A 20,974-nucleotide genomic window follows, 5' to 3' on the forward strand; every position below is an offset into this window, starting at 1 on the left:
CGTTTTTGTTGGATCGATTGCCGGTTCCAGGCCCCAAAAGGGCGTGGCAGTCCAGACAACCAACAGACAACACTACTCTCTATCGACGTAAAAGTTAAATCGGCAATAGTAACCTACCCGGTGCCGTACACACCATAATCTCCGGCCGGAGTGCTCACAGCCCGGGCGCTGGCCACCCCGTCGAGGATGGCCAGGCGGACGACGTCGGCCGCCGCACTTTGCAGCGTGATGAGGCTGACCTGCCGGGCAGCTTCGTCACTGCGGTCGAGTGCCAAGGCTTGGGTAGACAGGCAGAAGACGGTGTCCCCATCCGCCAAGGTGTGCGAAGGATTCAGTGCCCGGGCGATCCCGGCATGCGAGGCAGAAGCAGTCCGCTTGCACTCGGCCACGTCCAGAACGGCGTTGGTTGCGACAACGACAAGGGTCGTATTCAACGGCGCGTCTAAGGTGGGCCCACGCGAGCCGGGTTCCCTGGCCGAGCTTGCGAGGCCAGGGGGCTCGTGGGGCGGAACGACCGAGCGCGCGGAGGGCCGCGGCTCCTGCCCGCCGTCAACCACCGGCAAACCAAGCGCGTTGACGACCGCCAGCGCGCCGACAACCACTCCGTTCTCCAGGGTGACCGAAGCGCTGCCTACGCCGCCTTTGTACGTCCGGGCGATGACTGCTCCGGTGCCGGCCCCCACGTTCCCGCGGTCGACGTCGTGACCTTCTGTTTGTGCAGCGGCGGCGGCAGTTGCCGCGTAGCCCATGTCCGGGGTCGGACGCGCTGCGAAGTCACCGCCACGGCCAAGGTCGAAGATGGCGGCCGCCGGGACGATCGGAACTACTCCCCCGGGGACGGCAAAGCCGCGGCCGTTTTCCTCGCACCAGCGCTGGGCGCCTGAGGCCGAGGCGAGACCGTAGGCGCTGCCGCCGGTGAGGACCACGGCGTCCACGGCACTAACCAGGGTGGTGGGATCGAGCGCATCGGTTTCGTGGGTGGCCGGTCCCCCGCCCTGCACGTCCACGGATCCGACGGTGCCCGGCGGCGGCAGGACCACGGTCACCCCGCTCAGCCAGCCGTCGTCGGACCTCTGGACCTGGCCAACCCGGATCCCGGGCACATCGGTGATCGCTCCCATGCCACCCATTCTTTCCCTTCCCCTGCGCAGGACCTACGGGATCGGCACCGGAGTGACGCCGAGGGGCACCAGGTGCTCCGCACCGCCGTCGGGCGCTGAAAGCACCCAGATGCCCTTCTCGTGGACCGCAACGGAGTGCTCCCACTGGCAGGAGCGTGCGCCATCCGTGGTGATGACGGTCCAGTCATCCTCCAGCACTGCGGTCTCGATGCCGCCGCGGACCAGCATGGGCTCGATCGCCAGGCACAGACCCGGCCGGATCTTGGGGCCGCGGTGGCTGGTGCGGTAGTTGAGGACATCGGGTGCCATGTGCATTTCGGAGCCGATGCCGTGGCCCACGTAGTCCTCGAGGATGCCCAGCGGCTTGCCGGGCACGGAGGAAACATAGTCGTCGATCGCCGCTCCGATGTCGCCCACGTGCTTGCCGGTGGCCAGCGCCGCGATTCCCCGCCACAGGGCTGCGTGGGTCACGTCGGAAAGGCGCTGGTCTTCGGGGTCGGCGGTCCCCACGATTACAGTCCGTGCGGAGTCGGAGTGCCAGCCGTTCACAATGGCGCCGCCGTCGATCGAGATGATGTCGCCGTCGTTCAGGACGCGGCTGCCGGGGATGCCGTGGACCACTTCCTCGTTGACGGAGGTGCAGATGGTGGCGGGGAACCCGTGGTAGCCGAGGAAGTTGGACTTGGCGCCGGCCTCGTTCAGGACAGCGGCGAACACGTCATCCAGGTGCTTGGTGGTCACGCCGGGAACGGCGGCGGCAACAGCGGCATCCAGGGCACGGCTGAGGACCAGCCCTGCCTCGTGCATGGTGCGCATCTGGGCGTTGGTCTTGTATTCGATGCGTGGCTGGCCAAAGGCCATGGGTAATTCCTTTCAAATGGCTGAGGCTCCTCCCGTGTACCGGGAGGAGCCTCGGAAATGCTTGCCTGGATCAGGCGGCCTGTGCAGCCTTGATGGCCTGCATCACGCGGTCCGTTACTTCGTCGATCGGGCCGATGCCGTCAACCTGGGTGAGGATGCCGCGCTCGGCATACTTTGCCACCACTGCTTCGGTCTGCTCGTGGTACAGGTCAAGGCGGTGGCGGATGACGGCTTCGTTGTCGTCGCTCCGGCCCGTTTCCTTGGCCCGGCCGAGAAGCCGGTGCACCAGTTCCTCGTCATCCGCCGTCAGCTGCAGGACGACGTCGAGCTTCGCTTCGTCCTTGGCGAGGATCTCGTCGAGGTAGTCAACCTGTGCCGTGGTACGGGGGTAACCGTCCAGGAGGAAACCGTTTTCGACGTCGGACTCGCTTAGACGGTCACGCACCATCTTGTTGGTGACGCTGTCCGGGACGAAGTCGCCGTTGTCCATGTACTTCTTGGCTTCAATGCCAAGCGGCGTCTCGCCCTTCACGTTGGCCCGGAAAATGTCGCCGGTGGAGATTGCCACAACGCCGAGGCGCTCTGAAATCCGCTCCGCCTGCGTTCCTTTTCCGGAACCGGGAGGTCCAATAATCAGCATTCTCGTCATCGCAAAAGCCCTTCGTAGTGACGTTGTTGTAGCTGCGCATCAATCTGCTTGACGGTCTCCAGGCCAACGCCCACCATGATCAGGATCGAGGTGCCACCGAACGGGAAGTTCTGGTTTGCGTTGATCAGTACCAGTGCCACCAGCGGAATCAGCGCCACGAAGCCCAGGTACAGGGCACCGGGAAGCGTGATCCGGGACAGCACGTACTGCAGGTAGTCAGCGGTCGGTTTACCGGCGCGGATACCTGGAATGAAGCCGCCGTACTTCTTCATGTTGTCTGAGACTTCTTCAGGGTTGAAGGTGATCGCGACGTAGAAGTAGGTAAAGAACACGATCAGGGCGAAGTAGATCGCCATGTAGATCGGGTGGTCGCCGCGGGTCAGGTTGTTGTTGATCCATTCGACCCACGGCTGGAGCTGCTCCCCCGCTTTTGGCTGGTTGAACTGGGAAATCAGTCCAGGCAGGTAAAGCATTGAGGAAGCAAAAATCACGGGGATGACGCCGGCCATGTTGACCTTGATGGGGATGTACGTGCTGGTACCTCCCACAGTGCGGCGGCCGATCATCCGTTTGGCGTATTGCACCGGAATGCGGCGCTGCGACTGCTCGACGAAGACCACCAGCGCCACCGTCAGCAGGCCGACGGCCAGGACAATAAAGAAGGTTCCGGGGCCCTGCGACGTCCAGATGGCACCCAGCGAGGTGGGGAACTGGGCTGCGATCGAGGTGAAGATGAGCAGGGACATACCGTTGCCCACACCCTTCTCGGTGACGAGCTCGCCCATCCACATGATCAGGCCAGTGCCGGCCGTCAGGGTGATGATGATCAGGATTGTGGTGATCACGCTGTCGTCAGGGATGATCGGCAGGTTGCAGCCGGGAAGAAGCTGGCCGGACCGCGCCAGTGACACCAGCGTGGTGGCGTTAAGAAGGCCCAGGGCGATGGTGAGGTAGCGGGTGTACTGGGTCAGTTTGGACTGCCCGGACGCGCCCTCTTCATAAAGCTCCTGGAACCGGGGAATAACCACCCGGAGCAGCTGGACGATGATGCTGGCCGTAATGTACGGCATGATGCCCAGCGCGAAGATGGACACCTGGAGCAACGCGCCGCCGCTGAACAGGTTGACGAGCTGGTACAGGCCGCCTGCGGTCTGACCGTTCTGCAAGCATTGCTGGACATTCTGGTAGTTCACACCCGGCGAGGGAATGAAAGCACCCAAGCGGAAGATGGTGATGATTCCCAGCGTGAACAACAACTTGCGTCGCAGATCAGGCGTGCGAAAGGCCCGGCCAAATGCGCTAAGCAAGCGTCCTCCTGGTGGTTTGTCTAAGAGTGTGTGATGGGGATCTAAGAATCCCAACAACCGAGTCTAACGGTTGGATGCGCCATGCGAACAATCCGCGGAAGCCGGAGTGCGCCCGATGGCGGGAAAAACACGTCCGGCGGATGTGAAAAACTCCCGGTACCGGGGCCAAGGCCCCCATACCGGGAGTTCAACAACGGGCTTTCGCCCACCTGCTCTAGAGAGCGGTGGTGCTTCCGCCTGCTGCAGCAATCTTTTCAGCAGCGCTGGCCGAGAATGCGTGGGCGGTGACGTCTACCTTGACGGTGATGTCGCCGGTGCCCAGCACCTTGACGGGCTGGTTCTTGCGAACGGCACCCTTTTCGACCAGGTTCTCGACGGTGACAGCGCCACCTTCCGGGAACAGCTCGTTGAGCTTGTCCAGGTTCACAACCTGGAACTCAACGCGGAACGGGTTCTTGAAGCCGCGCAGCTTGGGCAGGCGCATGTGCAGCGGCAGCTGGCCGCCGGCAAAGCCAGCCTTCACCTGGTAGCGGGCTGCAGTACCCTTGGTACCGCGACCGGCGGTCTTACCCTTGGATGCTTCACCACGACCAACGCGGGTCTTGGCGGTCTTTGCACCCGGGGCGGGACGCAGGTGGTGAACCTTCAGTGCGTTCTGCTTCTCAGCAGCGGCGCTCTCTGCCTTTGCAGGAGTGTTCTCTGCCATTGTTACTTCGCCTCCTCTACCTGTACCAGGTGCGGAACCGTGTTGAGCATTCCAACGGTCACGGCGTCGGCGGTGCGGACAACGGTGTGTCCGATCCGCTTCAGGCCGAGGGACCGCAGGGTGTCGCGCTGGTTCTGCTTGCCGCCAATGGCGGACTTGATCTGAGTGATCTCCAACTGTGCGTCGGAGGGAATCAGGTTCTTAGCCATGACTAGACACCTGCCTTCGGGGCCAGGAGGGCCTTCACCAGTGCCGCCGGAGCGATCTCGTCGAGGGGCAGGCCGCGGCGTGCTGCCACTGCTGCCGGCTCTTCGAGGCGCTTTAGGGCATCAACAGTCGCGTGAACGATGTTGATGGCGTTGGAGGAACCGAGCGACTTGGAGAGGATGTCGTGGATGCCCACGCACTCCAGTACTGCACGGACCGGGCCACCGGCGATAACACCGGTACCGGCGGAAGCCGGACGCAGCATTACAACGCCTGCGGCGGCCTCACCCTGAACGCGGTGCGGGATGGTGTTGCCAACGCGGGGAACGCGGAAGAAGGACTTCTTGGCCTCTTCAACGCCCTTCGCGATTGCGGCAGGAACTTCCTTAGCCTTGCCGTAGCCAACGCCGACCATACCGTTGCCGTCACCGACGACGACCAGGGCGGTGAAGCTGAAGCGCCGACCACCCTTGACCACCTTGGAGACGCGGTTGATGGTGACAACGCGCTCTACGAACTGGCTCTTCTCGGCTTCACGGCCGCCGTCGCGGCCGCCACGGCCACCACGGTCGCCGCGGCCCTGGCCACGGTCGCCACGCTCGCCGCGACGAGCGCCGCCACGGCGGTCGTCGGCAGCTGCGGGAGCAGTGGTCTCAGCGGCAGCTACGGCTTCAGTAGCCTTCTGATCTGCAGACACAGTGTCCTTTTCCTTGTTTGCTTCCGTCACAGTGACAGCCCACCTTCACGTGCGCCGTCAGCGACGGCGGCGATCCGGCCGTGGTACTTGTTACCACCGCGGTCGAAGACAACAGCTTCGATACCGGCAGCCTTGGCACGCTCTGCGACGAGTTCGCCAACGCGCTTGGCCTTGGCAGTCTTGTCGCCGTCGAATGCACGAAGGTCGGCTTCCAGAGTGGAGGCGCTCGCTACGGTCAGGCCCTTGGTGTCATCGACAACCTGGACGAATACGTGGCGTGCGGAGCGGTTGACGACCAGACGAGGACGTACAGCCGTACCGGAGATGCGCTTACGGATACGAAGCTGGCGGCGGCTGCGCGAAGCAGACTTGCTCTTGTTCGTACGCTTCTTGTTAATTGAGATGGCCATGGTTACTTACCAGCCTTTCCGACCTTGCGGCGGATGACTTCGCCGGCGTAACGGATGCCCTTGCCCTTGTAGGGGTCCGGCTTCCGCAGCTTGCGAATGTTGGCAGCAACCTCGCCGACCTGCTGCTTGTTGATACCTGAAACAGAGAGCTTGGTCGGGGTCTCAACTGCAAAGGTGATGCCCTCCGGTGCGGAGACATTGACCGGGTGGCTGTAACCGAGAGCGAACTCAAGGTCAGATCCCTTGGCCTGAACGCGGTAACCGGTACCAACGATTTCAAGCTTCTTCTCGTAGCCCTTGGTAACGCCCTCGATCATGTTGGAGATCAGGGTGCGGGTCAGGCCGTGGAGTGAACGGGAGGCGCGCTCGTCGTTCGGGCGGGCGACAGTCAGGGTGTCTGCTTCCAGGGTGACCTCGATCGGGCTGGCCACAGTGTGGTTCAGCTCGCCCTTGGATCCCTTGACGCTGACGACAGAGCCGTCAACCTTGACCTCAACGCCGGCAGGAACGGTGATGGGGAGACGTCCAATACGTGACATTATTCTCTTCCTTTCCCGTTACCAGACGTAAGCGAGGACTTCGCCGCCCACGCCCTTCTTGCCGGCCTGCTTGTCAGTCAGGAGGCCGGAAGAGGTGGACAGGATTGCGACACCCAGGCCACCCAGCACGTGCGGCAGGTTGGTGGACTTTGCGTAAACACGCAGGCCCGGCTTGGAAATACGACGAACACCAGCGATTGAACGCTCGCGGTTCGGTCCGAACTTGAGCTCGATGGTCAGCTTCTTGCCAACCTCAGCGTCTTCTTCCTTCCAGCCGGCGATGAAGCCTTCGGCCTTGAGGATGTCAGCAACGCGTGCCTTGAGCTTGCTGTACGGCATGGACACGGAATCGTGGTATGCCGAGTTTGCATTGCGCAGACGCGTAAGCATGTCTGCGACAGGATCTGTCATTGTCATGGTGGGCTCTTGCCCTTCCTCATAACGGTTTCCGCGGTGCCGCTTCCACAGGTGGGAGCCGTACCGCCGGACCTTTTACGTAGTTAGATTAGTCTTCGGCCTTGAACGGGAAACCAAGCGCCTTGAGCAGCGCGCGGCCTTCGTCATCGGTCTTGGCAGTGGTGACAACCGTGATGTCCATACCGCGGACGCGGTCGATCTTGTCCTGGTCGATCTCGTGGAACATAACCTGCTCGGTCAGACCGAAGGTGTAGTTGCCGTTACCGTCGAACTGCTTGCCGGAGAGACCACGGAAGTCCCTGATGCGGGGCAGTGCGAGGGTCACGAGGCGGTCCAGGAATTCCCACATGCGGTCGCCACGGAGGGTAGCGTGTGCACCGATGGGCATACCTTCGCGCAGCTTGAACTGTGCGATGGACTTGCGGGCCTTGGTTACCTGCGGCTTCTGGCCGGTGATCTGGGTCAGGTCGCGGACAGCGCCGTCGATCAGCTTGGAGTCCTTGGCGGCATCTCCAACACCCATGTTCACAACGACCTTGACCAGGCGGGGAACCTGGTTGACGTTCTGGTACTTGAATTCCTCAATGAGCGTGCTCTTGATGGAATCGGCGTACTTGGTCTTCAGACGAGGAACGATCTTCGTTGCCGGAGTCTCGAGAGTCTCAGTCATTAGATGTCCTTCCCTGAGCTCTTGGCCACGCGGATGCGCACTTCGCGCTGCTTGCCGTTGCGCTCAACGGTTTCAGTGCGGAAGCCAACGCGGGTGGGCTTCTTGGTGGAGGGGTCTACCAGAGCCACGTTGGAGATGTGGATCGAAGCTTCAACAACCTCGATGCCACCGGTCTTGGTGCCGCGCTGCGACTGACCGACCTTGGTGTGCTTGGTGACGCGGTTGATGCCTTCAACCAACACGCGGTTGGTCTCGGGGAACACGCGCAGGACCTTGCCCTGCTTGCCGCGGTCGCCGCCGCGCTCAGCCTTGGCGCCAGTGATGACCTGAACGAGGTCACCCTTCTTGATCTTAGCCATGGACTAGAGCACCTCCGGAGCCAGAGAAACGATCTTCATGAACTTCTTGTCACGCAGTTCACGACCAACCGGTCCGAAGATACGGGTACCGCGGGGGTCACCGTCGCCCTTCAGGATTACAGCTGCGTTCTCGTCAAACTTGATGTAGGAACCATCCGCACGGCGGCGTTCCTTCTTGGTACGGACGATGACTGCCTTGACAACATCGCCCTTCTTTACGTTGCCGCCCGGGATTGCATCCTTGACGGTGGCGACAATGACGTCACCGATGCCTGCGTAGCGACGACCGGATCCACCGAGAACGCGAATGGTAAGGATTTCCTTAGCACCCGTGTTGTCGGCGACCTTGAGCCGCGACTCCTGCTGAATCACTATTTACTCCTTGCGTCGCGCCGGTTCTCAGACCGAAAATCTTCCTACGGAATGAGCCTTGCGGAACGGTTGATCGGGGTGTCTCTTGACCTGCCTGGATTTTGCCAGACCAGGCCTAAACGCCCGTGCCAGAAGCAGTTGCTCCCATCCGGTCCAGGACTGCTCCTGGGCGCAAGGGGGCACTATGCTGTGGCACGCTTGTTTACGAGTTTGATGACGGCGCGCGAAAGGCGCCATACAAACTCAAAATCTTAGCACGTTTTCCGCCCATCCCCATATCACCGCTGGGCGCTCCCCCGCAAGGCGTCCGACGGCGTCACGCACGGCCGCCTTTTGGCCCACCCTTGGTGCCCGCCACCCGTGGCCCCATGGGGACGCTCTCTCACTTAATGCGCCCTTTCGGCTCACGCTCGCTCACTTTCCTTAGAGAAGTGAGAGAGCGACGGCCAAAAACCGGCATTAAGTGAGAGAGCGTCGGGGGACGGACGACGGCGTCACGCACGGCAGCCTTTTGGCCCACCCTGGGTGCCACTCCCCCGCAACGTCGGGGACCCGGCGTCGTCCGTCCGCCAAAAGCAAGCCCGGCGTGACGGGAAGCGGGCTAAAAACGAGGAAGCCCCCGCTCCAGTGGAGAAGGGGCTTCCGGCTAAGCAGCAGGTGCTACTTGGCCTTCTCGAGGATTTCCACGAGCCGCCAGTTCTTGGTGGCGGACAGTGGACGGGTCTCGGCGATGACAACGAGGTCGCCGATGCCGGCGGTGTTGTTCTCGTCGTGTGCCTTGACCTTGGAGGTACGGCGGATGACCTTGCCGTACAGCGCGTGCTTCACGCGGTCTTCAACCTGGACAACGATGGTCTTTTCCATCTTGTCCGAGACCACGTAGCCGCGACGCGTCTTGCGGTAACCGCGCTGCTCAGCCGTGGCTGCGGTAGCAGTTTCCGTCACGTTCTGGTCCTTTTCACTCACTTGGCATCCTCCTCGGTCTCAACCGTTTCAGCCGGCTCGGCCTTCTTGGTTGCAGCCTTCTTGGACTTCTTCTCTTCTTTGGCTTCCACAACAGGTGCGGCAACCTCAGCACGAATGCCCAGCTCGCGCTCACGGAGAACGGTGTAGATGCGGGCGATGTCCTTCTTTACCGCGCGCAGCCGACCATGGTTCTCCAGCTGTCCGGTGGCGGACTGGAAACGCAGGTTGAACAGCTCTTCCTTGGCCTTGCGGAGTTCTTCAACGAGACGCTCGTTGTCGAAACCGTCCAGCTGTGCGGGAGCCAGATCCTTGGATCCTACTGCCATTTCTATTCACCACCTTCGCGACGCAGAATGCGTGCCTTCAACGGGAGCTTGTGGATTGCCAGGCGCAGTGCCTCGCGAGCTACCGATTCTTCGACGCCGGAGATCTCAAAGAGAACCCGACCCGGCTTGACGTTTGCGACCCACCATTCCGGTGAACCCTTACCGGAACCCATGCGGGTTTCGGCAGGCTTCTTGGTGAGGGGACGGTCCGGGTAGATGTTGATCCAGACCTTACCGCCACGCTTGATGTGGCGGGTCATCGCGATACGGGCGGATTCGATCTGACGGTTCGTGACGTATGCCGGGCTCAGGGCCTGGATGCCGTACTCACCGAAGGTGACCTTGGTGCCGCCCGTAGCAGCGCCGGAACGACCCGGGTGGTGCTGCTTACGGTGCTTGACTCGACGTGGGATAAGCATTTAAGCCTGTCCTCCTTCTGCTGCGGGAGCAGCAGCTTCAGCTGCCGGAGCCTCGGCAGCAGGAGCTGCTTCAGCGGCCGGACGGTCGTTGCGACGGCGGCGGTCACCACGGTCAGCGCCACCCGGGCGGCCCGGACGGTCGCCGGAGCGTCCGCGGGACGGGGCGGAAGCGGCCTGCTGGGCCAGTTCCTTGGCGGTGACGTCACCCTTGTAGATCCAAACCTTCACACCGATACGGCCGAAGGTGGTCTTGGCTTCGTAGAAGCCGTAGTCGATGTTCGCGCGGAGGGTGTGCAGGGGCACACGGCCTTCGCGGTAGAACTCCGAGCGGGACATTTCAGCGCCACCCAGTCGACCCGAGCAGGCAATACGGATGCCCTTGGCACCTGCACGCTGCGCGGACTGCATGGCCTTCTTCATGGCGCGGCGGAAAGCCACACGTGAAGTCAGCTGCTCAGCAACGCCCTGGGCAACAAGCTGTGCTTCCATCTCGGGGTTCTTGACCTCGAGGATGTTCAGCTGGACCTGCTTGCCGGTGAGCTTTTCGAGCTCGCCGCGGATGCGGTCTGCTTCTGCTCCACGGCGGCCGATGACGATGCCCGGGCGGGCCGTGTGGATGTCCACGCGGACACGGTCACGGGTGCGCTCGATCTCAACCTTGGCGATACCGGCGCGCTCCATGCCTGTAGACATGAGCTGGCGGATGCGGATGTCTTCGCGAACGAAGTCCTTGTACCGCTGGCCGGCCTTGGTGCTGTCAGCGAACCAGTGCGATACGTGATCGGTGGTGATGCCGAGTCGGAACCCGTGCGGGTTTACTTTCTGTCCCACTTAGCGAGCCTCCTCTTTCTCCGGGGTAGCGACTACCACGGTGATGTGGCTGGTGCGCTTCTTGATCTGAAATGCACGACCCTGGGCACGCGGCTGGAACCGCTTCATGGTCGGGCCTTCATCAACAAACGCTTCGCTGATGATGAGGTCGCCTTCGTCAAACGCCACGCCGTCGCGGTCCGCGAGGACCCGGGCGTTGGAGATTGCCGACTGAACTACCTTGAATACCGGCTCCGAAGCTGCCTGCGGGGCAAACTTCAGAATTGCCAGAGCCTCATTCGCTTGCAATCCACGAACAAGGTTGACGACGCGCCGGGCCTTCATAGGCGTTACGCGGATGTGACGCGCAATTGCCTTGGCTTCCATTGCTTTCCTTCTCTCGTCTTTGACGTAAGTGCAGGCGCCTAGCGGCGCTTGCCCTTACGGTCGTCCTTGACATGGCCGCGGAATGTCCGCGTGGGAGCGAATTCGCCGAGCTTGTGCCCGACCATCGACTCAGTGACAAACACCGGGATGTGCTTGCGTCCGTCGTGTACGGCGATCGTGTGCCCAAGCATGTCGGGGATGATCATCGAACGGCGGGACCAGGTCTTGATGACGTTCTTGGTGCCCTTTTCGTTTTCCCTGGCTACCTTCACAAAGAGGTGCTGGTCAACGAAAGGACCTTTTTTCAGGCTGCGTGGCATGTGTCCAGGCTCCTATCGCTTGTTCTTGCCAGTACGACGGCGACGAACAATAAGCTTGTCGCTCTCTTTGTTGGGGCGGCGCGTACGGCCTTCGCGCTTACCGTTCGGGTTGACGGGGTTACGTCCACCGGACGTCTTACCCTCACCACCACCGTGCGGGTGGTCAACCGGGTTCATGGCGACACCACGGACGGTCGGGCGAACGCCCTTCCAGCGCATACGGCCGGCCTTGCCCCAGTTGATGTTCGACTGCTCGGCGTTGCCGACCTCGCCGACGGTTGCGCGGCAGCGCACGTCAACGTTGCGGATTTCGCCGGAGGGCAGACGCAGCTGGGCGAACCGGCCTTCCTTGGCAACAAGCTGGATGGACGCACCAGCGGAGCGGCCCATCTTGGCGCCACCGCCCGGACGCAGTTCCACCGCGTGGATAACGGTACCCACGGGGATGTTGCGCAGGGGCAGGTTGTTGCCAGGCTTGATGTCAGCGTTGGCGCCGGCCTCTACGAAGTCACCCTGGGAGAGCTTGTTCGGGGCGATGATGTAACGCTTGGTGCCATCAACGTAGTGCAGGAGGGCGATGCGGGCCGTACGGTTCGGATCGTACTCAATTTCAGCAACGCGGGCGTCAACGCCGTCCTTGTCGTGGCGACGGAAGTCGATCAGACGGTACTGGCGCTTGTGTCCGCCACCCTTGTGACGGGTGGTGATCTTACCGGTGTTGTTACGGCCGCCCTTTTTGGGGAGGGGACGTACCAACGACTTTTCCGGCGTCGACCGCGTGATTTCAATGAAGTCCGCTACGCTCGAGCCGCGACGGCCCGGGGTAGTCGGCTTGTATTTACGGATTCCCATAATTTATTTCCTCGTTAAAGTGGTCTCCGCTACGCGAGCGGACCGCCGAAGATGTCGATAGTGCCTTCTTTGAGGGTGACAATCGCACGCTTGGTGTTCTTGCGGGTACCCCATCCGAATTTGGTGCGCTTGCGCTTACCGGCACGGTTGATGGTGTTGATCGATTCGACCTTGACGGAGAAGATTTTCTCCACGGCCAGCTTGATCTCGGTCTTGTTCGAGCGGGGGTCCACCAGGAAGGTGTACTTGCCCTCGTCGATCAGGCCGTAGCTCTTTTCCGACACGACGGGTGCAAGCACGACGTCGCGGGGATCCTTGATGGTGGCTGCACTCACTTGGCATCCTCCTCGTTCTTTGCCACTGCCTTGCCGGCAACGAATGCTTCGTAGGCAGCCTTGGTGAAGACAACGTCATCAGACACGAGAACGTCGTAGGTGTTCAGCTGGTCTGCGTACAGAACGTGAACACCGCCGAGGTTGCGCACGGACAGTGCAGCAACGTCGTTGGCGCGCTCGATGACAACCAGCAGGTTCTTGCGGTCGGAAACGCCGCGCAGCGTTGCCAGTGCAGTCTTGGCGGACGGCTTGGTGCCTTCAACCAGTTCGGCCACAACGTGGATGCGGCCGTTGCGTGCCCGGTCAGACAGTGCGCCGCGCAGTGCAGCAGCAATCATCTTCTTGGGGGTGCGCTGGCTGTAGTCACGCGGGGTGGGACCGTGGACAACGCCACCGCCGGTCATGTGAGGAGCACGGATGGAACCCTGACGGGCGCGGCCGGTACCCTTCTGCTTGAACGGCTTGCGGCCTGCACCGGAAACTTCAGCGCGGGTCTTGGTCTTGTGGGTACCCTGGCGAGCAGCAGCAAGCTGAGCAACGACGACCTGGTGCAGCAGCGGCACGTTGGTCTGAACGTCGAAGATTTCTGCAGGCAGGTCAACCTGGACAGTGTTAGCCATTGAACTAGGCTCCCTTCACGGCGGTGCGTACGAGGACGACCTGGCCGCGGGCGCCGGGAACGGCACCCTTGATAAGGAGCAGCGACTTCTCGACGTCAACCGCGTGGACCGTGAGGTTCAGCGTGGTGTGACGAACGGCGCCCATGCGGCCGGCCATTTTCATGCCCTTGAAGACGCGGCTCGGGGTGGATGCGCCACCGATTGAACCGGGCTTACGGTGGTTCTTGTGGGCACCGTGGGAAGCTCCAACGCCGTGGAAGCCGTGACGCTTCATAACACCGGCGAAGCCCTTACCCTTGGTGGTGCCGATGACGTCGATCTTCTGGCCGGCTTCGAAGACCTCTACGGAGAGCTCCTGGCCCAGCTCGTACTCAGCAGCATCTGCGGTACGGAGTTCGACGACGTGGCGGCGAGGCGTGACGCCTGCCTTTTCAAAGTGACCAGCCAGCGGCTTGGTGACCTTGCGGGGATCGATCTGGCCGTAGCCGATCTGAACGGCGACGTAGCCATCAGCTTCTGCGTTGCGCAGCTGGGTGATGACGTTCGAATCTGCCTGGACCACAGTGACGGGGATGAGCTTGTTGTTCTCGTCCCAGACCTGGGTCATGCCGAGCTTCGTGCCCAGCAGGCCCTTTACGTTACGGGTTGCGGTCATAGTCTCTCAGCACCTCCCTACAGCTTGATTTCGATGTTCACGTCAGCCGGCAGGTCGAGACGCATGAGCGAGTCAACAGCCTTCGGCGTGGGATCGATGATGTCGATAAGACGCTTGTGCGTGCGCATTTCGAAGTGCTCGCGGCTGTCCTTGTACTTGTGCGGAGAGCGGATCACGCAGTACACGTTCTTCTCCGTAGGCAGCGGCACGGGGCCCACTACCGTTGCGCCTGCGCGCGTGACCGTCTCAACGATCTTCCGTGCTGAAGTGTCAATGACCTCGTGGTCGTATGACTTCAGCCGGATGCGGATTTTTTGTCCCGCCATGTCGCCTGACTCTCTTTCAGTAAATGCTGCTCTGTTTACTTACGTGTTGTATGGCTGCCGAAGCATTTGAAGTCGTAACTACCACCCGCCGCACAAACTGAATCCGGATAAATCCGGGTTCCTCACCTTGCCGGCGCAACCGACCCCCGCGGTCGGGCGTGTCGCGCTTTTCGCGCATGCACGTCCGCAATTCCTTGGGAGTGGGTTATGTTTGGTCTTCCACCTGGACCCTGGCACCCGGCATTATCCGGATCGGGACGCGAAGAAGCGCTTGAACAACTCATCTAGTATGCCGGAATTTGGTTGCAGAAGCGAATCGGCCCTTGCCTGCGGCCCGTCGGGGCGGTCATTGCCAACGGCAACGCCGGAACGGATGATAGGGGCATGACGCTGGAAAGCACCGAATCCGTGATGGAACTCGCCAGCCGCATGCCGCCGTCGTTCACTTTGGGGGTAGCGGCCGCCGCCTTCCAGATTGAAGGGGCCCTCACCCAAGGAGGCCGGGGACCGTCCGGCTGGGACGCCTTCGCCGAGAAGCCGGGCAGCATCATTGACGGGCACTCCCCTGCTGTGGCCTGCGACCACTACAACCGGCTGGAGGAAGACGTCTCCCTCCTCCAGGAGCTGGGCGTGGACTCCTACCGGTTCTCCCTGTCCTGGCCCAGGATCCAGCCGGAGGGCCGGGGATCCTTCAACGCCGAGGGGCTGGACTTCTACGACCGGCTGATCGACCAGCTGCTCGAAGCCGGGATCTCCCCCATGGCCACTCTGTACCATTGGGACACACCCCTGCCGCTGGAACACCGTGGCGGCTGGATGAACCGGGAGACAGCCGAACGGTTCGGTGACTACGCCGCAGCAGCCGGCGACCGCTACGGGGACCGGGTGGCACAGTGGGTCACCCTCAACGAACCGCTCTCGGTCACACTGAACGGCTATGCCTTGGGCGTCCATGCCCCAGGCCGTACCCTGATGTTTGACGCCCTTCCGTCCATCCACCACCAACTCCTTGCCCATGGGCTCGGCGCCCAGGCCCTCCGCGGTGCCGGCGTCAAAGGCGCTGTGGGCGTGACCAACCTGCATTCCCCCGTCCGCCCCGCCACCCGCAAGGCCGGAGACCGGATGGTGGCCCGCCTGTACGACCTGCTGATGAACAGGATCTACGCCGACCCGGTGCTGCTGGGCCGCTATCCAAGCCTTCCCTTGTATGCCAGGCCCTGGCTGCGCTCCATCGGCCGCATCTCCGACGCGGACCTGAGAACCATCCACCAGCCCCTGGACTTCTATGGCCTGAACTACTACTTCCCGGTGAAGGTTGCCCTGGGCCGCGGAGTGACCCCCATTCCGGCTGATATGCACAAGGCCGTGGCGCAACTGCCGTTCCACGAAGTGGGTTACCCCGAGTACAGCAGCACCGGCTTCGGATGGCCGGTGGCGCCGGATCACCTTGGCATCCTGCTCAAAGAAATGCAGGACCGGTACGGCGACGCCCTGCCGCCGGTGTACATCACCGAAGGTGGAGCCAGTTTCCCTGAGCCTGACCGGGTGTCCGGCCCCCTCGAGGATGCGGACCGCGTGCAGTACCTCGCTACACACCTGCGGGCTGCGTTGGACGCGACTTCCCCCGGCGGCCCGGCCTCGGGCGTGGACCTGCGGGGCTACTACGTCTGGACGCTGATGGACAACTTCGAGTGGGCCGCCGGATACTCGCAGCGCTTCGGCCTGGTGCACGTGGACTTCGAGACCCTGGAACGGACGCCCAAGCAGTCGTTCTACTGGTACCAGGAGCTCAGCAAGGCCCGGCGGAGGCTGCAGGGCTAGCCGCTGGGCTTACTGGTTCTTGTTGGACCGGTTGATCCGCTTGGCACGGTCAATCTCGTGCCGGAAGTACCGCCTGGCCCAGAGAACTCCGGCCACTACGGCTACAGCGATGATGAGGAATATAAGCCACCCCACGATGAACTCCTTTCGGTCCAGCAACCCTATCAGGGCCGGTTAACGCGAAAAAGAACGGCCCCGCTGCATCTGCAGCGGGGCCGTTCTTCAGTTCAACAAGAATTACTTGATGATCTTGGTGACACGTCCTGAACCAACGGTGCGGCCGCCTTCGCGGATAGCGAAGCCGAGGCCCTCTTCCATAGCGATGGGCTGGATGAGCGCAACGGTCATCTCAGTGTTGTCGCCAGGCATAACCATTTCCGTGCCCTCGGGCAGGGTGATAACGCCGGTTACGTCCGTGGTGCGGAAGTAGAACTGCGGGCGGTAGTTGGAGTAGAACGGGTTGTGACGTCCGCCTTCGTCCTTGGAGAGGATGTAGACGTTAGCCTCGAAGTCGGTGTGCGGGGTGATGGAACCCGGCTTGACGACAACCTGGCCACGCTCTACGTCATCGCGCTTCAGACCGCGGAGCAGCAGGCCACAGTTCTCGCCGGCCCATGCTTCGTCGAGCTGCTTGTGGAACATCTCGATACCGGTAACCGTGGTCTTCTGGACCGGGCGGATGCCGACGATCTCGACCTCGGAGTTGATGGCAAGGGTTCCACGCTCGGCGCGGCCCGTAACAACGGTGCCACGGCCGGTGATCGTGAAGACGTCTTCGATCGGCATCAGGAACGGCTTGTCACGGTCACGTACGGGGTCCGGAACAGACTCGTCCACAGCAGCCATCAGGTCCTCGACGGACTTGACCCACTCGGGGTCGCCTTCCAGGGCCTTCAGGCCGGAAACGCGAACAACCGGAGCTTCGTCGCCGTCGAAGCCCTGCGAGCTCAGGAGCTCACGAACTTCCATTTCAACGAGGTCCAGCAGTTCCTCATCGTCAACCATGTCAGCCTTGTTCAGGGCGACCAGCAGGTAGGGAACACCAACCTGGCGGGCGAGCAGAACGTGCTCGCGGGTCTGTGCCATCGGGCCGTCAGTGGCGGCAACCACGAGGATTGCACCGTCCATCTGTGCAGCACCGGTGATCATGTTCTTGATGTAGTCGGCGTGACCGGGGGCGTCTACGTGTGCGTAGTGGCGCTTCTCGGTCTGGTACTCAACGTGGGAGATGTTGATGGTAATGCCGCGCTGACGCTCTTCGGGAGCAGAGTCGATCGACGCGAAGTCACGCTTCTCGTTGAGAGTCGGGTACTTGTCGTACAGCACCTTGGAAATGGCGGCCGTCAACGTCGTCTTACCGTGGTCAACGTGACCAATGGTGCCGATGTTAACGTGCGGCTTAGTCCGCTCGAACTTTGCCTTTGCCACAGGTTCCTCCTAGAACGTTTTCAAATGACATACCCTTCGGCCGCGCTTGTCGCGGCAGAAACTCAGGTAAGTCTACTTGGGGGCTTTGGATTGGTGAAATTGCAGATTCAGAGACTAATACTAGTCCCTAGAGCCTGTTCGTGCAGATGGCCGGGAACCGGCTTGTCCGGATGGATCCGGCCGTTCCCGGCCGCCTGCACCGGCTGTGCTTTCCGTTGCCGGCCAGCGCACCCGAGTTTGTTCGCTTTGAAAGTCCGAAAGACTATTCGCCGCGGGTCTTCTGGATGATCTCGTCGGCAACAGCCTTCGGGACCTCGGCGTAGCTGTTGAACGTCATGGAGTACACAGCACGGCCCTGGGTCTTGGAGCGCAGGTCACCGATGTAGCCGAACATGCCGGACAGCGGAACGTGCGCACGGATGACCTTGACGCCCTGTGCATCTTCCATGGACTGCATCTGGCCACGGCGGGAGTTGAGGTCACCGATAACTTCACCCATGTATTCCTCAGGGGTGCGGACCTCTACATCCATCAGCGGTTCAAGCAGAACCGGGTTCGCCTTGCGTGCGGCTTCCTTGAAAGCCATACGGCCGGCGATCTTGAACGCCATTTCCGACGAGTCAACGTCGTGGTACGCACCGTCAACCAGGGTGGCCTTGATGCCCACCACGGGGTAGCCGGCCAGGACGCCGTCGTTCAGGGCATCCTGGATACCTGCGTCAACAGACGGGATGTACTCGCGGGGAACGCGGCCACCGGTGACCTTGTTCTCGAACTCGTACAGCTCGCCCTCCGCAGTGTCCAGCGGCTCGATCGCGATCTGGATCTTTGCGAACTGGCCCGAACCACCGGTCTGCTTCTTGTGCGTGTAGTCGTGGCGTTCGACGGCGCGCTTGATGGTTTCGCGGTAAGCAACCTGGGGCTTGCCCACGTTGGCTTCGACCTTGAATTCGCGGCGCATGCGGTCCACCAGGATGTCCAGGTGGAGCTCGCCCATGCCGGCAATGATGGTCTGGCCGGTGTCTTCGTTGAGGGACACCTGGAAGGTGGGGTCCTCAGCGGAGAGCTTCTGGATGGCCGTGGAGAGCTTCTCCTGGTCACCCTTGGTGTTCGGCTCGATGGCAACCGAGATCACGGGCTCCGGGAAGCTCATGGACTCGAGCACGATCTGGTTGGCGGAATCACACAGGGTGTCACCCGTGGTGGTGTCCTTCAGACCGATGGCTGCGTAGATGTGGCCGGCGGTAGCGCCCTCGACGGGCATCTCCTTGTTGGCGTGCATCTGGAACAGCTTGCCGATGCGCTCCTTCTTACCCTTGGTGGAGTTGACCACCTGGGCGCCTGCTTCCACGTGACCGGAGTACACGCGGATGAAGGTGAGCTGACCGAAGAACGGGTGCGCAGCAATCTTGAAGGCCAGTGCGGAGAACGGCTCTTCAGCGGAAGGCTTGCGGGTCAGTTCCTTCTCTTCGTCGCGGGGGTCGTGGCCGACCATCGGCGGGACGTCGAGCGGGTTCGGCAGGTAGTCGACAACTGCATCGAGCATCGGCTGAACGCCACGGTTCTTGAACGCGGAACCGCAGAAGATCGGGTAGAGCTCGGAGTTGATCGTCATCTTGCGGATGCCGGCCTTGAGCTCGTCGATCGAGATCTCTTCGCCCTCGAGGTACTTCTCCATGAGTTCTTCGGAGGACTCGGCGACGGTCTCAACGAGGGTCGCGCGGTACTCTTCAGCCTTTTCCTGGAGGTCAGCCGGGATCTCGCGGATCTCGTACTTGGCACCCATGGTCACGTCACCCTTGGCATCGCCGGGCCACACCAGTGCGCGCATGTAAAGCAGGTCCACGACGCCGATGAAGTCGTTCTCGGCACCGATCGGCAGCTGCATAACCAGCGGCTTGGCACCGAGGCGGCTGATGATGGTGTCAACGGTGAAGTAGAAGTCAGCGCCGAGCTTGTCCATTTTGTTGACGAAGCAGATGCGCGGAACGTTGTACTTGTCAGCCTGGCGCCAAACGGTCTCAGACTGGGGCTCAACGCCTTCCTTGCCATCGAAGACGGCGACAGCGCCGTCGAGGACGCGCAGGGAGCGCTCAACCTCAACGGTGAAGTCAACGTGGCCGGGGGTGTCGATGATGTTGATCTGGTTGTTTTCCCAGAAGCAGGTCACGGCGGCAGACGTGATGGTGATGCCGCGTTCCTTTTCCTGTTCCATCCAGTCAGTCGTCGAAGCGCCGTCGTGCGTTTCGCCGATCTTGTGGTTCACACCCGTGTAGAACAGGATGCGCTCGGTGGTGGTGGTCTTGCCGGCATCGATGTGGGCCATGATGCCGATGTTGCGGACCTTACTAAGGTCGGTAAGCACGTCCTGTGCCACGGTGTCTCCCTTTCGGATGGACTACACGTTCGCCGCCGGCCCGTGAGAGCCGGCGGCGTCCGGGAAGTATTACCAGCGGTAGTGTGCGAAGGCCTTGTTGGACTCGGCCATCTTGTGGGTGTCTTCGCGACGCTTCACAGCGGCACCGAGACCGTTGGAGGCATCCAGGATTTCGTTCTGGAGGCGCTCGGTCATCGTCTTCTCGCGGCGGGCCTTGGAGTAGCCAACCAGCCAGCGCAGGGCGAGTGCGGTGGAGCGGCCCGGCTTGACCTCAACCGGAACCTGGTAGGTGGCGCCACCGACGCGGCGTGAGCGGACCTCGAGGGAAGGCTTGACGTTGTCCATGGCCTTCTTGAGGGCTGCTACGGGATCGCCGCCGGACTTGGCGCGTGCGCCTTCGAGGGCACCGTAGACGATGCGCTCTGCCGTGGACTTCTTGCCGTCAACGAGCACCTTGTTGATGAGCTGGGTGACCAGCGGGGAGCCGTAAACGGGATCTAGTACGAGCGGCCGCTTGGGGGCCGGACCCTTGCGAGGCATATTACTTCTTCTCCATCTTTGCGCCGTAGCGGCTGCGGGCCTGCTTACGGTTCTTCACACCCTGGGTATCGAGGGCGCCACGGACGATCTTGTAGCGGACACCCGGGAGGTCCTTCACACGACCACCGCGGACAAGCACAATGGAGTGCTCCTGCAGGTTGTGTCCCACACCGGGGATGTAGGCGGTTACTTCGACGCCGCCGTTGAGGCGCACACGTGCCACCTTACGCAGAGCCGAGTTCGGCTTCTTCGGTGTGGTGGTGTAAACGCGGGTGCAAACACCGCGGCGCATCGGGCTGCCCTTAAGCGCGGGGGCCTTGGTCTTGGAGACCTTAGGCGTGCGGCCCTTGCGGACCAGCTGGTTAATCGTAGGCACTCTCGTGTTCTCCGTTGGTTTGATCTCTACCGGAACATTCAGGCGTCAGCCCTCATTGCGTCGGTTTGGCGTTGTCCCTGCAGCCTTGGTTACTCGAATCG

General features: G+C 61.9%; 30 protein-coding genes. 1 reads left to right on the forward strand and 29 read right to left on the reverse strand.

Features of this window, described 5'->3' with window-relative positions; all coding sequences use genetic code 11:
* Positions 1–113: 113 nt before the first annotated feature.
* The 24 genes from BACI348_RS14790 to rpsJ all read right to left on the reverse strand — a co-directional run bounded on the left by BACI348_RS14790 (position 114) and on the right by rpsJ (position 14,331).
* The gene (locus tag BACI348_RS14790) at positions 114–1,121 is read right to left on the reverse strand and encodes a P1 family peptidase (RefSeq protein WP_159827009.1); all 1,008 of its coding nucleotides are present in this window, start codon (positions 1,119–1,121) and stop codon (positions 114–116) included.
* 33 nt (positions 1,122–1,154) lie between these two features.
* On the reverse strand, positions 1,155–1,982 hold the full coding sequence (gene map, locus BACI348_RS14795) for a type I methionyl aminopeptidase (RefSeq protein WP_159827012.1): 828 nt from the start codon (positions 1,980–1,982) through the stop codon (positions 1,155–1,157).
* A 70-nt stretch (positions 1,983–2,052) separates the two neighbouring features.
* Positions 2,053–2,622: an adenylate kinase gene (locus tag BACI348_RS14800; RefSeq protein WP_201298431.1), complete on the reverse strand. Its 570-nt coding sequence runs from the start codon at positions 2,620–2,622 to the stop codon at positions 2,053–2,055.
* 5 nt (positions 2,623–2,627) lie between these two features.
* Positions 2,628–3,938, reverse strand: a complete 1,311-nt coding sequence (secY, locus tag BACI348_RS14805; protein ID WP_159827018.1) for a preprotein translocase subunit SecY — start codon at positions 3,936–3,938, stop codon at positions 2,628–2,630.
* A gap of 214 nt (positions 3,939–4,152) precedes the next feature.
* Positions 4,153–4,644 (reverse strand): 50S ribosomal protein L15, encoded by a 492-nt coding sequence (rplO, locus tag BACI348_RS14810; RefSeq protein WP_159827021.1) that lies wholly within the window; start codon positions 4,642–4,644, stop codon positions 4,153–4,155.
* 2 nt (positions 4,645–4,646) lie between these two features.
* Complete coding sequence (gene rpmD / locus BACI348_RS14815; protein ID WP_142038794.1) at positions 4,647–4,853, reverse strand: 50S ribosomal protein L30; 207 nt, start codon at positions 4,851–4,853, stop codon at positions 4,647–4,649.
* Between the two features lie 2 nt (positions 4,854–4,855).
* Positions 4,856–5,578 (reverse strand): 30S ribosomal protein S5, encoded by a 723-nt coding sequence (gene rpsE, locus BACI348_RS14820; RefSeq protein ID WP_159827024.1) that lies wholly within the window; start codon positions 5,576–5,578, stop codon positions 4,856–4,858.
* Entirely contained in the window at positions 5,575–5,958 is a 384-nt protein-coding gene (rplR, locus tag BACI348_RS14825; RefSeq protein ID WP_079596676.1) for a 50S ribosomal protein L18, read from the reverse strand. Before rplR ends, rpsE begins: the two co-directional genes overlap by 4 nt.
* 2 nt (positions 5,959–5,960) lie before the next feature.
* Entirely contained in the window at positions 5,961–6,497 is a 537-nt protein-coding gene (gene rplF / locus BACI348_RS14830; protein WP_159827027.1) for a 50S ribosomal protein L6, read from the reverse strand.
* Between the two features lie 18 nt (positions 6,498–6,515).
* Entirely contained in the window at positions 6,516–6,914 is a 399-nt protein-coding gene (rpsH, locus tag BACI348_RS14835) for a 30S ribosomal protein S8 (RefSeq protein WP_050054318.1), read from the reverse strand.
* 88 nt (positions 6,915–7,002) lie between these two features.
* Entirely contained in the window at positions 7,003–7,584 is a 582-nt protein-coding gene (gene rplE / locus BACI348_RS14840) for a 50S ribosomal protein L5 (RefSeq protein WP_159827030.1), read from the reverse strand.
* On the reverse strand, positions 7,584–7,943 hold the full coding sequence (rplX, locus tag BACI348_RS14845) for a 50S ribosomal protein L24 (protein WP_159827033.1): 360 nt from the start codon (positions 7,941–7,943) through the stop codon (positions 7,584–7,586). The genes rplE and rplX overlap by 1 nt, the downstream gene beginning before the upstream one ends.
* Positions 7,944–7,946: 3 nt before the next feature.
* Positions 7,947–8,315, reverse strand: coding sequence for a 50S ribosomal protein L14 (gene rplN, locus BACI348_RS14850; protein WP_009358299.1), 369 nt, complete (start codon positions 8,313–8,315; stop codon positions 7,947–7,949).
* A 660-nt stretch (positions 8,316–8,975) separates the two neighbouring features.
* Positions 8,976–9,281 carry a 30S ribosomal protein S17 gene (rpsQ, locus tag BACI348_RS14855; protein ID WP_009358300.1) on the reverse strand — a complete coding sequence of 102 codons (306 nt, stop codon included), beginning with the start codon at positions 9,279–9,281 and terminating at the stop codon, positions 8,976–8,978.
* Positions 9,278–9,607, reverse strand: coding sequence for a 50S ribosomal protein L29 (gene rpmC, locus BACI348_RS21015; RefSeq protein ID WP_013601828.1), 330 nt, complete (start codon positions 9,605–9,607; stop codon positions 9,278–9,280). The genes rpsQ and rpmC overlap by 4 nt, the downstream gene beginning before the upstream one ends.
* A gap of 2 nt (positions 9,608–9,609) precedes the next feature.
* Positions 9,610–10,026, reverse strand: a complete 417-nt coding sequence (rplP, locus tag BACI348_RS14865; RefSeq protein WP_050054315.1) for a 50S ribosomal protein L16 — start codon at positions 10,024–10,026, stop codon at positions 9,610–9,612.
* The gene (rpsC, locus tag BACI348_RS14870) at positions 10,027–10,857 is read right to left on the reverse strand and encodes a 30S ribosomal protein S3 (protein WP_050054314.1); all 831 of its coding nucleotides are present in this window, start codon (positions 10,855–10,857) and stop codon (positions 10,027–10,029) included.
* Positions 10,858–11,223 carry a 50S ribosomal protein L22 gene (gene rplV / locus BACI348_RS14875; protein WP_009358304.1) on the reverse strand — a complete coding sequence of 122 codons (366 nt, stop codon included), beginning with the start codon at positions 11,221–11,223 and terminating at the stop codon, positions 10,858–10,860. It lies immediately after the preceding gene.
* A gap of 38 nt (positions 11,224–11,261) precedes the next feature.
* Positions 11,262–11,543: a 30S ribosomal protein S19 gene (gene rpsS / locus BACI348_RS14880; protein ID WP_003803803.1), complete on the reverse strand. Its 282-nt coding sequence runs from the start codon at positions 11,541–11,543 to the stop codon at positions 11,262–11,264.
* 12 nt (positions 11,544–11,555) lie between these two features.
* Positions 11,556–12,395 carry a 50S ribosomal protein L2 gene (gene rplB / locus BACI348_RS14885; protein ID WP_043454598.1) on the reverse strand — a complete coding sequence of 280 codons (840 nt, stop codon included), beginning with the start codon at positions 12,393–12,395 and terminating at the stop codon, positions 11,556–11,558.
* Between the two features lie 29 nt (positions 12,396–12,424).
* A complete protein-coding gene (gene rplW, locus BACI348_RS14890) occupies positions 12,425–12,730 on the reverse strand; it encodes a 50S ribosomal protein L23 (protein WP_011692807.1) in 306 nt (101 codons plus the stop codon).
* Complete coding sequence (gene rplD / locus BACI348_RS14895) at positions 12,727–13,350, reverse strand: 50S ribosomal protein L4 (RefSeq protein ID WP_159827035.1); 624 nt, start codon at positions 13,348–13,350, stop codon at positions 12,727–12,729. The genes rplW and rplD overlap by 4 nt, the downstream gene beginning before the upstream one ends.
* 4 nt (positions 13,351–13,354) lie before the next feature.
* Positions 13,355–14,005, reverse strand: coding sequence for a 50S ribosomal protein L3 (gene rplC / locus BACI348_RS14900; RefSeq protein ID WP_013601833.1), 651 nt, complete (start codon positions 14,003–14,005; stop codon positions 13,355–13,357).
* 17 nt (positions 14,006–14,022) lie between these two features.
* Positions 14,023–14,331: a 30S ribosomal protein S10 gene (gene rpsJ / locus BACI348_RS14905; RefSeq protein ID WP_043119398.1), complete on the reverse strand. Its 309-nt coding sequence runs from the start codon at positions 14,329–14,331 to the stop codon at positions 14,023–14,025.
* Positions 14,332–14,715: 384 nt separating this feature from the next.
* Here rpsJ and BACI348_RS14910 point away from each other — a divergent pair, with 384 nt between their 5' ends.
* Complete coding sequence (locus BACI348_RS14910; protein WP_159827038.1) at positions 14,716–16,152, forward strand: GH1 family beta-glucosidase; 1,437 nt, start codon at positions 14,716–14,718, stop codon at positions 16,150–16,152.
* A 9-nt stretch (positions 16,153–16,161) separates the two neighbouring features.
* Here the strand turns inward: BACI348_RS14910 and BACI348_RS20915 are convergent, their stop codons facing one another.
* The 5 genes from BACI348_RS20915 to rpsL all read right to left on the reverse strand — a co-directional run bounded on the left by BACI348_RS20915 (position 16,162) and on the right by rpsL (position 20,873).
* Positions 16,162–16,287, reverse strand: a complete 126-nt coding sequence (locus BACI348_RS20915) for a hypothetical protein (protein ID WP_268892351.1) — start codon at positions 16,285–16,287, stop codon at positions 16,162–16,164.
* Between the two features lie 102 nt (positions 16,288–16,389).
* A complete protein-coding gene (gene tuf, locus BACI348_RS14915) occupies positions 16,390–17,580 on the reverse strand; it encodes an elongation factor Tu (protein WP_003803827.1) in 1,191 nt (396 codons plus the stop codon).
* A gap of 262 nt (positions 17,581–17,842) precedes the next feature.
* Positions 17,843–19,957, reverse strand: coding sequence for an elongation factor G (fusA, locus tag BACI348_RS14920; RefSeq protein WP_159827041.1), 2,115 nt, complete (start codon positions 19,955–19,957; stop codon positions 17,843–17,845).
* Positions 19,958–20,026: 69 nt separating this feature from the next.
* On the reverse strand, positions 20,027–20,497 hold the full coding sequence (rpsG, locus tag BACI348_RS14925; protein WP_026531948.1) for a 30S ribosomal protein S7: 471 nt from the start codon (positions 20,495–20,497) through the stop codon (positions 20,027–20,029).
* Between the two features lies 1 nt (position 20,498).
* Positions 20,499–20,873: a 30S ribosomal protein S12 gene (rpsL, locus tag BACI348_RS14930; RefSeq protein WP_009358312.1), complete on the reverse strand. Its 375-nt coding sequence runs from the start codon at positions 20,871–20,873 to the stop codon at positions 20,499–20,501.
* Between the last annotated feature and the right edge of the window lie 101 nt (positions 20,874–20,974).

This window comes from Arthrobacter sp. 9AX, from assembly GCF_902506095.1.
Taxonomy (GTDB): Bacteria; Actinomycetota; Actinomycetes; order Actinomycetales; family Micrococcaceae; genus Arthrobacter.